The following is a 12,444-nucleotide window of genomic DNA, read 5'->3' on the forward strand; positions in this document are numbered from 1 at the left end:
TCTGCTCCCTCACTCGCTCTGTGCCGATTGTGCGCCACGACGGACGCCTTGGTCAGTGGGCGTTCTCGTATTCGGTGATGTGCGCGACCTTGGTCGCGCTGGCCGACGCGGGATCGAAGCGATACCCGACCCATTCGGCCACGATCTTCTTCGCCACCTCAGGGCCGATCGCGCGCGCTCCGAAGGTGATCACCTGGCAGTCGTTCGATTTGATCGACCGCTCGGCGGAGTACGAATCGTGCGCGACCGTCGCCCGCACGCCGGGCACCTTGTTCGCCGAGATCGCCATGCCGATGCCGGTGCCGCACACCAGGACGCCGCGGTCCGCCTCGCCGCGAGCAATCGCTTCCGCCGCGGCCAGCCCCAGCAACGGGTACGCCCGGTCGTCCGCCGCGTCGGGCACGCCGAGGTCGGTCACCTCGGCGACTCGCTCGTCGGCCTGCAGCAGGTCGCGCAGCTGATTCTTCAGTTCGACCCCGGCGTTGTCCGCCGCTACCACGATGCGCATCAGTCCGCGCTCCTTTCCAGCTCCTCGCCGACTGCCGTGACCAGCAGCGAGAACGACACCGCACCCGGGTCCGAATGACCCTCGCTCCGTTGCGCCAGCCGCGCAGCGCGCCCCTTCGCCGGACGCAAGTGCGCGGTCTCCTGCGCGGCTACGACCGCGGCTCCCGCGGCTTTCCGCCAGGCTTGCACTACTTCCGAGCCCGCCTGCTCCCGCAGCGTGGCCCGGAACGGCTCGATCGCGTCGAGCATTGTCTTGTCGCCCAGTTCGGCCTTGCCCAGCTCGCAGAACGCGCGCACCGCACCGTCGACCGCGTCGGCGAGCATTGCCGTGGTGATGTCCCCGGCATCGACACCGCGCAGACCGGCACCGGTCTCCGCCAGCAGCACGCCGTACAACGCGCCCGAGGCACCGCCAGCCGCATCGGCGAACGCCGTACCGGCAGCCAGCAGCGCACCGGAAACCGTGTCCGGCTCGCGCCGCGCGGCAGCGACGGCGGCGCGCATCCCGCGGGTCATGCCGAGCCCGTGGTCCCCGTCCGCGGCCACCGCGTCGAGCCTGCCCAGTTCCGCTTCGTTTTCCTCGATGCTGCGCAACGCCGCGGTGAGAACCCGGTCGACCACGCTGGTCCCCGGAGCCTCCTCGGTCAGCAATTCGTCCACTGTGGACTCAAGATCGACCGCGGTCAGCTCGGCACCGCTGGTGCGGTAGCCCGGGGTATCGCACGGCGCGGCGTACAACTCGGCCAATTCGTCGTCCAGCACCAGGATCGACAGCGAAACCCCGGCCATGTCGAGCGAGGTGACGAACTCCCCGACCTCGGAATGCACCGGGCTGAGCCCGGCCTGGGCGAGCCGTTCGTGCACGCGGGTGTAGGTGACGAACATTTCCTCGTATTTGGTGCGGCCGAGCCCGTTCACCAGCACGACCACGCGGCCGTCCCCTTCCGGAAGCTCCGGCAGGAGGCCGTCGACCAATTCGTCGGCCAGTTCAGCCGCGGACAACCGGCCCACCGTGCGCACGCCCGGTTCGCCGTGAATTCCGAGCCCCAGCTCCATTTCCTGGTCCGCGACCGTGAACAGGGGCGCGTCCGCGCCGGGCAGCGTGCAACCGCCGAACGCGACGCCGAACGTCCGCGTGCGAGCGTTCGCCTTCGCCGCGACCTCGTACACCGCGTCGAGGCTGTAGCCGCGCTCCGCCGCCGCCCCGGCGATCTTGAAGACGAGGAAATCGCCCGCCACGCCACGCCGTCGCTCCGGTTCGGTCGCCGGGCCGCTCGCGATGTCGTCGGTGACCAGGATGGTGCGGCTCGGGATGCCCTCCGCCGCAAGCCTGCGAGCGGCGAGTCCGAAGTGGAGCACATCGCCTTGGTAGTTGCCGAAACCGAAGAGCACGCCGGCGCCGTTGTCCGCCGCCCGAGCCGTGCGGTAGACCTGCTCGGCACTCGGGCTCGTGAACACGTCGCCGACGACCGCGCCGTCGGCCAGCCCAGGGCCGACGAGACCGGCGAACGCCGGGTAGTGCCCGCATCCGCCGCCGATCACGACCGCGACCTTCGAGCTCGCCGGGGCCTCGCGGCGGACGACGCCGTAGGCGTCCGGCACCTTCTGGACCGTGCGGCCGTACGCGGTGACGAACCCGTCGAGCCACTGCCGCTTGAACGTGTCCGGGGAACCCAAGGTGGTCATGGTTCAGTCCCTCGCAGCCACCGGCTCGCCGGCCAGGTAGGCCAGGAGCTTCAGTCGGACGTCGTCATTGCTCTCGGCCACCGCGCTGGCCAGCTCCAGCGCGTCCGGCTTCGGCGGGTACGTCGGGTTGGGCAGCGCGATCACGGTGAGCCCGGCCGCGGCCGCCGCCCGGATGCCGTTGCTGGAGTCCTCGACCCCGAGGCATTCGCTGCCCGATTTGCCGAGCCGGGCCGCCGCCTCCAGGTACACGTCCGGATTCGGCTTGCCCCGCGCTACCTCGGCGCTGGACACCGTGGCGGTGAACTCGCCGGTGAGCTGATGCTTTTCGAGCACCGCGTCGATCACCCGGCGGGCCGCCGACGACGCGAGCGCGACCGGGACCCGTTCGCTGACCTCGCGCACCATCGCACCCGCACCGGGAAGCAGCGGCGCTTCGCCCGCGTCGATCGAGGCGATCATGCCGTCGACCACCGCGCGTTCCACCTCGTCCGCCTGGTCCGGCACCCCGCACCGCCGGGCGAGATAGCCGGCCCATTCGGGCGCGCTCATGCCTTGCACCGAGGCCGTGTCCTCCGCCGTCCACTCGACCTGGTGACGAGCTGCGAAAGCGACCCAGTTCTCCTCCCAGAGGTGTTCACTTTCCACCAGGACACCGTCGAGGTCGAACACCACCGCGTCGAGAGTCATCCACCAGATCCCTTCAGAGAGCGAGCCCGCTTCACACGAGCAATGTTAAGTTAACAGCGAAGATGAGAAGTTCGCAAGGGTGTTCACACAAGGAGGGCACGAGTGGGTGCACGGCTGCTGCTCGCCAGGCACGGGCAGACCGAATGGCACGCGGAGAACCGCTACGCGGGCACCAGCGAGGTAGCGCTGACCGAGGAGGGGATCCGCCAGGCGGACGCGCTGGCCGCGTACGCCCGCCGGGTGAAACCGGACGCGCTGTTCTGTTCGCCGCAACGACGTGCCCGGCACACGATCGAACCGGCGGCCGAGGCACTCAACCTGGTCCCGGAAATCGTCCCCGACCTGCGGGAGACCTATTTCGGCATCGCCGAGGGCCGCACCCGCGACGAGGTGCGCGAGACCGATCCCGACGCGGTCAAACGCTTCCTCGCCGATCCGATCGCCGGCGCGTTCCCCGACGCCGACGATCCGGCCGCAGCGGCCAGGCGCGGGGCCCGCGCGCTCCGCTCGATTGCCGCCGCGACCAGCGGAACCGCACTGGTCGTCGCGCACAACACGCTGTTGCGGCTCACCCTCTGCGAGCTGCTCGGCATCCCGCTGTCCCGCTACCGCAGCGTGTTTCCGCGCCTGGACAACGCGGCCGTCACCGAACTGGAGGTGAGTGGTGACCGAACTGCCCTGGTGCGCTTCAACCTCCCAGTGGAACCGCGATAATCACGGCATGTCGAGCGAAAAGCCTGCCGCCCATCCCCGCGAGAACCGTCAGCAGAAGCTGACCGAGCACGTGTTCCGGCAGGGTTCGGCGACCATCGGCGAGCTCGTCGACCTGCTCGGCGTCAGCATGATGACGGTGCACCGGGACATCGACGAACTGTCCCGGCGCGGCCTGGTCCGCAAGTACCGCGGCGGGGTCTCGGCGATGCCGTCGACGGTGTTCGAGAGCAACGCCGAATACCGGATGAACGCGCACGTCGACGCCAAACGGGTGATCGCGATGCACGCGGTGGAGCAGGTCGAGCCGGGCATGTCGGTGCTGCTCGACGATTCCACCAGCGCGCTCGCGCTGGCCAGGCTCCTGGTCGAAGTGACGCCGCTGACCGTGGCCACGAACTACCTCGCCGCGATCGACGTGCTCAAGAACGTGCACGAACTGCGGCTGATCTGCATCGGCGGCGACTACTCGCCCACCCACGATTCGTTCCTCGGCATGCAGAGCATCGAGTCGATCGAACGGCTCTCGGTGGACATCGCGTTCGTGTCCACCTCGGCGATGAGCACGTCGATGAGCTTCCACCAGGAGCCCGAGATCGTGATGATCAAGCGGGCCATGCTGGCCGCCGCGCGGCACAAGGTGCTGCTGATGGACCACAGCAAGATGAAGCGCACGGCACTGCACCGGCTCGCGCCGCTGGACGACTACGACCTGCTGATCGTGGACGAGGGTGCCGATCCGCACTACGTCGACGAGATGCGCAGCCGGGTCGAGGTGCAGGTCGCCGAAGACCCTGAGAACTGATCGACTTCATAACACTCTTGCGTGCGAAGTTCACACAGTCCATGATACGTTGGATCTCGACGTCATGGAGGCGTGTATGAACGAGTCGGCAACAGCGGAGTTGCCCAAGTCGGGCTTCGGGCGCTTGCTCACGAAATGGGGGCTGCCCGCACCCCTGTTCCTCGGGTATGTCGGACTGCTCCTGTTCATGATCGGCGACGGAGTGGAATCCGGTTTCATCGCGCCGTACATGGCGGACAACGGCGCGGGTACGGAAATCAAAGCGTCGTACGTGATCACCGTGTACGGCATCGCGGTGATGCTCGCGTCGTGGCTGTCGGGCGCGCTGTCCGAACTGTGGGGCCCGCGGCGGGTCATGATCATCGGCCTGGTCATCTGGCTGGTGTTCGACGCGCTGTTCCTGACGATCGGCCTCGCCGGCGGGAATTACGCGGCGATGCTGATCTGCTACGGCATCCGCGGATTCGGCTATCCGATGTTCGCGTTCGGGTTCCTGGTGTGGATCACCGCGGTAGCCCCGGTCGCCCGGCTCGGCGCGGCGGTCGGCTGGTTCTACTTCGCCTTCACCGGCGGACTGCCCACGCTCGGCGCGCTCGTCGCCAGCTTCACCAATCCGCTGTTCGGCCACTACGGCACGCTGTGGGTGGCGGTCGTGCTGCTCGGCGTCGGCGGGATCGTGGCGGTGTTCGGCGTCCGGCAGCGCACGGGGTACCGCAGGCTCGCGCCGCCGGACGTGAAACCGGTGCAGAGCCTCGTTTCCAGCGTCTCGATCGCGTGGAAGAAGCCGCGGGTCGGGGTCGGCATGATCGTGCGGGTCATCAACACCGCACCCGAATTCGGCATGCTCGTGTTCTTCCCGACGATCTTCATCTCCCAGATCGGATTCGGGGAAAGCCGCTGGCTGCTGCTCGTGTCGGTGATCTACGGGACGAACATCTTCTTCAACCTGATCTTCGGCGTGCTGAGCGACCGGATCGGCTGGCGCACCACGATTTTCTGGTTCGGCGCGATCGGCTGCGCGATCTCGATCCTGCTGCTGTACTTCGTGCCGGTCGCGATGGGCTCGCAGTACTACTGGCTCGCGCTGATCGTCGGCGCGCTCTACGGTGCGACGCTCGCCGGGTTCGTGCCGATCTCCGCGTTGCTGCCGTCGCTGGCCCCGGAGCACAAGGGCGGCGCGATGGCCCTGCTGAACCTCGGCGCGGGCGCGGCGGCGTTCGTCGGACCGGCGATCGTGTCGCTGTTCCTCGGACCGGCCGGTGCCGCCGGAGTCGTCATCATCTTCGCCGCGCTGTATCTGGTGGCCGCGGTGCTGGTGCGATTCCTGAAGCTCCCTGAGGAAACCGAGAAGGCACTCGCGAGCGACGGCAGCTTGCAAGATGTCGAAGAAAGGGTCAGCACGGCGTGAACGAGCAGGTCTCGGTCGGCATCGACGTCGCCACCGCGGGGGTTCGCGCCTTCGCGGTGCGCGACGGCTCGGTCCTCGCCACCGCATCGGCGTCGCTGCCGGCACCGGTGCGCGCGGACGGTGGCCGCAGCGAACAGGATCCGTCGGCGTGGTGGCCCGCGGTCGGTTCGGTGCTGAACGAGGTCACGGCCGCGCTGCCCGGCCGCGGCGCGGAAGTCTCGGCGGTGGCGATCGCGGCGACGTCCGGAACGATCGTCGGAGTCGACGCCGCGGGCGAACCGGTGACGCCCGCGTTGATGTACGACGACCGGCGCGGAGCGGATTACAACGCGAAAGCCGTCGAACTCGGCGCCGGACGGTGGCAGAAACTGGGTTCGAGCGTCTCGCCGACCGCGGCACTCGGCCGGATCGCCTGGCTGGCCGAGCACACCGAGGCGGTCGCCGTCCGGCACACGCCGGAGATGATCGCGGCGAAACTGACCGGACATCCGGTCGCAGCGGATTGGTCGCACGCACTCAAAAGCGGTTACGACCCGTTGGCTGGGGAATGGCCGTCCGAGGTATTCGCCGGTCTGGGCGTCCCAGACGGAATGCTGCCGCCGGTGGTCGCACCGACGAGCGTGCTCGGCGAAATCTCGGTGCCGGTCGCCGGGTTGCCTGCCGGATGTCTCGTGGTGGCAGGCATGACAGACGGATGCGCGGGACAACTCGCCGCAGGCGCGGTCGAACCAGGGCGATTTGTGGGAATCCTCGGAACCACCTATGTCCTGAAGGGTGTTACGGAATCGCTCGTGCCGGATCCCACCGGAGTCATGTACAGCCACCGCCATCCAGACGGCTGGTGGCTGCCAGGCGGTGCGTCGAACACTGGCGGCGAGTCCGTTGCGGACAGTCCGCGGCTAGCCGAGTTGGATGCCGCCGCCACTGCGCGCGGTCCGGCCGAGGTTGTGGCTTTCCCGTTGCGGCGCAAGGGAGAACGTTTTCCCTTCGCCCATGGTGACGCCGAGGGTTTCGTTCTCGGCACGCCAGCCGACGACGTCGAGCTGCATCGGGCGCGATTGGAAGGGGTCGCCTTCCTGGAACGACTCGCCCTGGACCATTTGCGGCGTCTGGGGGTCCCGGTCCGCGAACCGCTCCTTGCGGCGGGCGGTGGCAGCAAAAGTCCTTTGTGGACGCAGATCCGGGCCACAGTGAGCGGGCTTGGGTTGCAAGTCGCACCGCAAGCAGAAACGGGCTACGGCGCAGCACTCCTCGCGGCGGCGGGGTGCACGTCGGGTGGGCTGAGTGCGGTGTGCAAGGGAATGCCGGTGGGGTCGTTGATTGAGCCCATGCCCGGTGAGTCGGCGGCGATGTTGGTTTCGTACCAACGGTTTTGCCGTGAGCTGCGAGATCGTGGCTGGATTGACGACGAGCTGTTCACCGTGGCGGCGGGGTGATGCTGCTGGGAATTTTGCGCAGCTGACTGGGACTTGGACCCGATCGTGGGCACTGCCGGTCGGTTGAGACGAGACAGGTCGAGTGTCTGGAAGCCGCGGGCGGGGTTGGAAGGCGCGGGGCCGGTCTGGCAGTCCGGCCAGCAAACTGGCGATTCTCGTCGCCGACGAGCTCGCCCAAACGCCAACGAGAGCGGCGAGCTCGGAGCCTTGCGCGACCGGCAGCTGAACGAGCCATCAGCGCGGCGAAGTCAGCAGGTCTGCAGGCCGAGGCCGAGCTAGAGCGGCGACGCCAGCGGATTCGCAGCCGAGGCCGAGCCAACCCGGCCACGCCAACAGGCCCGCACGTCGAAGCTGAACCAGCCCGGCGAGGTCAGCAGATTCGCACGCCGAAGCCGTGCCAGCCCATCACACCAGCAGACCCGCACGCCGCAGCCGAACCAGCGCGGCCAAGCCAACCGATTCGCGGCCGAAGCCGAACCAGCCCGGCGAAGTCAGCAGATTCGCAGGCCGAAGCCGATCCGGCCAAGCCAGCAGGCCCGCACGCCGAAGCCGAGCCAAACCGACCACGCCAGCAAACTGGCGGGCCAGAGCCAAGTGCAAGGGCGCGGGCGAGTCAGCCCGGTCGCTCGCGAGTTGGGCTAGTCGAGACGGCTGGGCTGGCTCGGACGGTGCGGTCGAGGTGGTTAGCTGCGGCCTGCGCGCGGGCGGCCGGGGCGGCGGCCGTTGCCGTTGCTGCGCGGGGTCGGCGGTTCAGAGGACTTGGCCGTTTGCTGCTGCCCCGCGGGCGACTGGGTGTCTGAGCGCGGGGTCGGCTGGGGCAAAGGCGGTGCGGACGAGCCGGTTGCTGATGGGGCGTCGGTCGGCGAGGTGGTTGATGGCTGGGAAGGTGCGTCAGCCGATGAAGACGTCGAGGTCTGCCCCGGCGCGGCAGTTCCGGAAGGAGCATCCGTCGGCGACGGAGCGGAGCCTTGCCGAGAAGCGGAAGTCGGCGACGAGGCGGAAGCTTGCGGCGGAGCGGAAGCGGCGTCCTCTTCCTGCGACCCGAGGAAGCGCAACGCCTCCTGGACAGCTTCGTTGGTCGCAGCGATCCGGTCCGCGACCTTGGTGCGCAAGTCCAGGGCCAGGGTGCGCGATTCGGTGGCTTCGGTTTGCTTTTGGAGAGCGTCGGCGAGGGCAGTCTCTGCCTGCGCCTTCTTGATGGCGATCTCTTCCGACGCTCGACGGTCGGCCTCGGCTCGGGCTTGGGCGGCGGCCGCTTCGGCAGCGGCGTCGGCTTCGGCGCGGCGTCGGGTGGATTCCTCGTCGGCGGCTTGGCGGGCGGCTTCGGCTGCGGCGTCTGCCTCGGCGCGGGCCTGGGCGGCGGCTTCGTCGGCTTCGGTGCGGATGCGGAGGGCTTCGGCGTCCTTCTCGTCGCGGATGCGGCGGGCTTCGGCGTCGGCGGCTAGGCGGGCGTGCTGGGCTTCCGCATCCGCCTTGGCACGGGCTTCGGCGGCCGCCTCGTCGGCCTGGGTGCGGGCAGTCAAGGCAGCCTGATCGGCTTCGGCGCGGGCTGCTGCGGAGGCCTGGTCTGCCTCGGCGCGGGCGCGGTCGGCGGCTTCGGTGCGGGACGCGATTTCGGCGTCGGCCGCAGCCGTGCGGGTGGTGATGTCCTCGTTGGCCGCTGCGGTGCGGGTGGCGATATCCGCGTCGGCGGCGGCGGTGCGCGTCGCGATGTCTTCTTCTGCGGCGGCTAGGCGGGTCGCGATCTCCGAATCAGCCGCGGCGGTCCGAGTGGCGATGTCTTCGTTCGCCGCTGCGGTGCGCGTGGAAATGTCCTCATCGGCTGCCGCGGTGCGGGTCGCGATATCCGAATCGGCTGCGGCCGTCCGGCTTGCGATGTCCTCATCGGCAGCCGCAGTCCGCGTCGCGATGTCTTCGTTTCCTGCCTTCAGTCGCGCTTCCAAGTCCGCCAGGCGGGTCGCGATCTCCTCGTCCGCTGTGGCCGTCCGGCTCGCGATGTCCGCTTCCGCGGCGGCGATCCGGGACTCCAGATCCGCTTGTCGCGCAGCCAGGTCCTGCTCCGCAGCCGCGACGCGGGCGTCCAGGGCCTCCGAGCGTGCGGCCAAGTCGGCGTGGGTCTCCGCTAGCAAACGCTGGCGTTCCGCTTCCGCTTCTTTGGCCGCTTTGTCCGCTGCCCGTTGGGTTTCGTGGGCGTAGCGGTCCGCTTCAGTACGCGTCGAGGACGCGTCCGCTTCCGCGGAGCGGCGCAGGTCGGCGATTTCCTCCTCCGCCAGCTGCACCATCATCCGCACGCGCTCGGAGATCGCGCCGGCACCGGCCGGGCTCGAGGTGACTCGGACCAGTGCGGCCTTCGCCTCGGACAGCTCCGACTGGGCTGTCGTCAGGGCCTTCGTGAGTTCGCCGGCGGTGGCCACCGCCTCGTCGCGGCCGTGGGAGGTCGTCTTGAGTTCGCTGGTCAGCTGGGCGATGCGGGTGTCGACCTGGTGCGGGTCGTATCCCTTCCGGGTAACAGCAAAGGCGGGGTGCTGCGGCTTCTCGGGCGCGACCATCGGGCCACCTTAGTGATCCGGGCACCTGCGGCACGTACCGCCAAACGGCTGTATTACGAAGCGCGAAACCCGACGTCACGCATGGCATCCTGTCCCCCGACGTACCGCGCGGGCGAACGGGGCAGACGCATGGACCTTTCAGCCATCGCCGCCGACCTGGCCGCGCACTGGCACGTGTACGCGACCATGCCGTTCATCGCGGCGCTCATCGGCTACCTGACCAAACGCGTCGCGATCGAGATGATGTTCCGGCCGCTCGAGTTCCGCGGCATCCGGCCCTTCCTCGGCTGGCAGGGCGTCATCCCGGCCAACTCCCGGCGGATGGCCACCACCGCGGTCGACCTGCTCACCAAAAACCTCCTCGACCCACGCGAGGTCTTTGCCCGGCTCGATCCGGAGGAAATGGTCGCGCAGCTGGAAGAACCGCTGCTGAAGGCGGTCGACGAGGTCACCCGCGAGGTGTTCGAGACTTACCAGCCGCGGTTGTGGGAAATGCTGCCCGCACGCGCGCAGCAACTGCTGGTGGACCGCGTCCGCGCGCAGGCGCCCGTCGTCGTGAAGCGGCTGATGCGGGAAGTGGCGTCGAATGTGGACGAAGTGCTCGACGTCAACGACATGCTGATCAACGCCATGGTCCGGGACAAATCGCTCACCTGCCGGCTGATCCGCGAGGTCGCCGCGCCCGAGTTCCGGTTCATCGCGCGCAGCGGAATCGGCTTCGGATTCGTCATCGGGCTCGTCCAGCTCATCGCGTGGGCGTTCACGAAACAACCGGTGATCATGCCGATCTTCGGTTTCGTCACGGGCTTCGTCACGGACTGGCTCGCGCTCAAAATGATCTTCTACCCTCGCCAGCCGCGCCGGTTCTTGTTCTTCACCTGGCAGGGCATGTTCCAGAAACGCCGCGCGCAGGTCGCCGCGGACTACGGCGCGTTGATCGCGGAGGAAGTCCTCACCGCGGGGAACGTGCTGGAAGCCGTCCTCACCGGACCGCGTGCGGACAAGCTGTTCGCGCTTGTCACGCGGGAGGTCCAGCGGACCGTCGACGCGCAGGCGGGCCTGGCGAAACCGCTGGTCGCCCTGGCTGTCGGCGGGCGCGAGTATCAGCAGATGAAGCAGGCCGCGGCGGAGAAGGCCATCGCGTATCTGCCGGAGACCGTGAAGCACGTCGAGAGTTATGCGACCGACGCGCTCGACGTCCGCAACACCATCGTCGAGAAGATGCAGCAGCTGACGCCCCTGGAGTTCGAGGGCATTCTCCGGCCGGCGTTCAAACAGGACGAATGGAAACTGATCGCGGTCGGCGCGGTCATCGGCGGCCTCGTCGGCGAACTGCAGGTGCTGCTCTTGCTCCACTAGTGCGCGGGTTACCGTTCCGTAGGCAACACGGAGGGGACGCGCGTGCACACATTCGCCGAGCACTGGCCGGTGTACGTCTCCATGCCGTTCATCGCGGCGCTGATCGGCTACGTCACCAAGCGCGTCGCCATCGAGATGATGTTCCGGCCGCTCGAATTCGTCGGACTGCGGCCCTTCCTCGGCTGGCAGGGCGTGCTGCCCGCGAACGCCGAGCGGATGGCGACGACCGCGACCGAAATGCTCACCACCAACCTCGTCGACCCGAAGGAGATCTTCGCCCGGCTCGACCCGGAGCAGGTCGCGAGGGAGATCGAACAGCCGCTGCTGCGCGTGGTCGAGGACGTCACCCGCGAGGTGATGGAGACCTACCAGCCGCGGCTGTGGGAAATGCTGCCGTCCGGCGCGCAGCAACTGCTGCTGAAACGCGTGCAGGCCGAGGCTCCGCGCGCGATCACGAAGATCATGCGCGAGATTTCCCAGAACATCGAGGACGTGCTCGACCTCAAGCACATGGTCGTCACGAACCTGGTGCGCGACAAGGCTTTGCTGAACCGGCTGATCCGCGACATCTCGCGGCCGGAAATGCGGTTCATCGCGCGTTCCGGCCTCTGGTTCGGGTTCATTCTCGGCTGCGTGCAGCTGCTGGTGTGGTCGCTGACGAAGTCGCCGATCGTGCTGCCGCTGTTCGGGCTCGGAATCGGCTGGCTGACCGACTGGCTCGCGCTCAAAATGATCTTCCTGCCGCGCGAGCCGAAACGGTTCTTCGGCTTCTACAACTGGCAGGGCGTGTTCCAGAAGCGCCGCGACGAGGTGGCCGCCGATTACGGCGACATGATCGCGCGCGAGATCATCACCGTGCCGAATCTGCTGGAAGCCGTGCTGCGCGGCCCGAAATCGGACCGGCTGTTCTCGCTGATCAGCCGCGAGGTGCAGAAGACGATCGACGCGCAGGCCAGCGTCGTGAAGCCGTTCGTCGCGATCGCGGTCGGCACGAAGCGATTCCAGGAAATGAAGCAGGTCGCCGCCGCGAAGGCCGCCGAGCGGGTGCCGGACACGATCCGGCACGCGGAGACGTACGCGATCAACGCGCTCGACGTCCGCAACACGATCGTGGACCGAATGCGCCGGCTCAGCCCGCTCGAGTTCGAGCAGCTGCTGCGGCCCGCGTTCCGGCAGGACGAATGGAAGCTGATCGCGGTCGGCGCGGTGATCGGCGGGCTCGTCGGCGAACTGCAGGCGTTGCTGCTCCTCGGTTAGCCCGCGCACGCGATACGGTTTCCTTCCGGAACGGGGGAG

General features: G+C 68.4%; 10 protein-coding genes. 6 read left to right on the forward strand and 4 right to left on the reverse strand.

From position 1 onward, the window contains the following. Positions 1-52: 52 nt before the first annotated feature. Genes WA670_RS00800 through WA670_RS00810 form a run of 3 tightly spaced genes read right to left on the reverse strand, consistent with a single transcriptional unit; the run spans position 53 to position 2,880 of the window. Positions 53-508 (reverse strand): ribose-5-phosphate isomerase, encoded by a 456-nt coding sequence (locus tag WA670_RS00800; RefSeq protein ID WP_037808168.1) that lies wholly within the window; start codon positions 506-508, stop codon positions 53-55. Continuing rightward, positions 508-2,193 (reverse strand): dihydroxyacetone kinase family protein, encoded by a 1,686-nt coding sequence (locus WA670_RS00805; RefSeq protein ID WP_336156681.1) that lies wholly within the window; start codon positions 2,191-2,193, stop codon positions 508-510. Before WA670_RS00805 ends, WA670_RS00800 begins: the two co-directional genes overlap by 1 nt. 3 nt (positions 2,194-2,196) lie before the next feature. Beyond that, entirely contained in the window at positions 2,197-2,880 is a 684-nt protein-coding gene (locus tag WA670_RS00810) for an HAD family hydrolase (protein WP_037808172.1), read from the reverse strand. A gap of 102 nt (positions 2,881-2,982) precedes the next feature. Between WA670_RS00810 and WA670_RS00815 the strand changes: the two genes are divergently transcribed. The 4 genes from WA670_RS00815 to WA670_RS00830 all read left to right on the forward strand — a co-directional run bounded on the left by WA670_RS00815 (position 2,983) and on the right by WA670_RS00830 (position 7,240). Continuing rightward, positions 2,983-3,594: a histidine phosphatase family protein gene (locus WA670_RS00815; protein ID WP_134661965.1), complete on the forward strand. Its 612-nt coding sequence runs from the start codon at positions 2,983-2,985 to the stop codon at positions 3,592-3,594. 7 nt (positions 3,595-3,601) lie between these two features. After that, positions 3,602-4,396 (forward strand): DeoR/GlpR family DNA-binding transcription regulator, encoded by a 795-nt coding sequence (locus WA670_RS00820; RefSeq protein ID WP_037808176.1) that lies wholly within the window; start codon positions 3,602-3,604, stop codon positions 4,394-4,396. A gap of 76 nt (positions 4,397-4,472) precedes the next feature. Beyond that, positions 4,473-5,804: an MFS transporter gene (locus WA670_RS00825; protein WP_051728621.1), complete on the forward strand. Its 1,332-nt coding sequence runs from the start codon at positions 4,473-4,475 to the stop codon at positions 5,802-5,804. After that, positions 5,801-7,240, forward strand: coding sequence for an FGGY-family carbohydrate kinase (locus WA670_RS00830; RefSeq protein WP_336156682.1), 1,440 nt, complete (start codon positions 5,801-5,803; stop codon positions 7,238-7,240). Before WA670_RS00825 ends, WA670_RS00830 begins: the two co-directional genes overlap by 4 nt. 683 nt (positions 7,241-7,923) lie before the next feature. On the opposite strand, the gene WA670_RS00835 is transcribed toward WA670_RS00830, so the two are convergent. After that, positions 7,924-9,789, reverse strand: a complete 1,866-nt coding sequence (locus WA670_RS00835; protein WP_336156683.1) for a hypothetical protein — start codon at positions 9,787-9,789, stop codon at positions 7,924-7,926. Between the two features lie 129 nt (positions 9,790-9,918). On the opposite strand from WA670_RS00835, the gene WA670_RS00840 reads away from it, so the two are divergent. Both WA670_RS00840 and WA670_RS00845 read left to right on the forward strand, forming a co-directional pair. Continuing rightward, on the forward strand, positions 9,919-11,148 hold the full coding sequence (locus WA670_RS00840; RefSeq protein ID WP_037808184.1) for a DUF445 family protein: 1,230 nt from the start codon (positions 9,919-9,921) through the stop codon (positions 11,146-11,148). Positions 11,149-11,229: 81 nt separating this feature from the next. Then, positions 11,230-12,405: a DUF445 family protein gene (locus tag WA670_RS00845; protein ID WP_336157176.1), complete on the forward strand. Its 1,176-nt coding sequence runs from the start codon at positions 11,230-11,232 to the stop codon at positions 12,403-12,405. Positions 12,406-12,444 lie beyond the last annotated feature (39 nt).

The organism is Amycolatopsis sp. VC5-11 (genome assembly GCF_037034185.1).
Taxonomy (GTDB): Bacteria; Actinomycetota; Actinomycetes; order Mycobacteriales; family Pseudonocardiaceae; genus Amycolatopsis; species Amycolatopsis nivea.

Excerpts from the sequence above, each read along its gene's own strand:
- WA670_RS00800 (WP_037808168.1), bottom strand. The coding sequence starts at position 508 with ATGCGCATCGTGGTAGCGGCGGACAACGCCGGGGTCGAACTGAAGAAT.
- WA670_RS00805 (WP_336156681.1), bottom strand. The coding sequence starts at position 2,193 with ATGACCACCTTGGGTTCCCCGGACACGTTCAAGCGGCAGTGGCTCGAC.
- WA670_RS00810 (WP_037808172.1), bottom strand. The coding sequence starts at position 2,880 with ATGACTCTCGACGCGGTGGTGTTCGACCTCGACGGTGTCCTGGTGGAA.
- WA670_RS00820 (WP_037808176.1), top strand. The coding sequence starts at position 3,602 with ATGTCGAGCGAAAAGCCTGCCGCCCATCCCCGCGAGAACCGTCAGCAG.
- WA670_RS00825 (WP_051728621.1), top strand. The coding sequence starts at position 4,473 with ATGAACGAGTCGGCAACAGCGGAGTTGCCCAAGTCGGGCTTCGGGCGC.
- WA670_RS00835 (WP_336156683.1), bottom strand. The coding sequence starts at position 9,789 with ATGGTCGCGCCCGAGAAGCCGCAGCACCCCGCCTTTGCTGTTACCCGG.
- WA670_RS00840 (WP_037808184.1), top strand. The coding sequence starts at position 9,919 with ATGGACCTTTCAGCCATCGCCGCCGACCTGGCCGCGCACTGGCACGTG.
- WA670_RS00845 (WP_336157176.1), top strand. The coding sequence starts at position 11,230 with ATGCCGTTCATCGCGGCGCTGATCGGCTACGTCACCAAGCGCGTCGCC.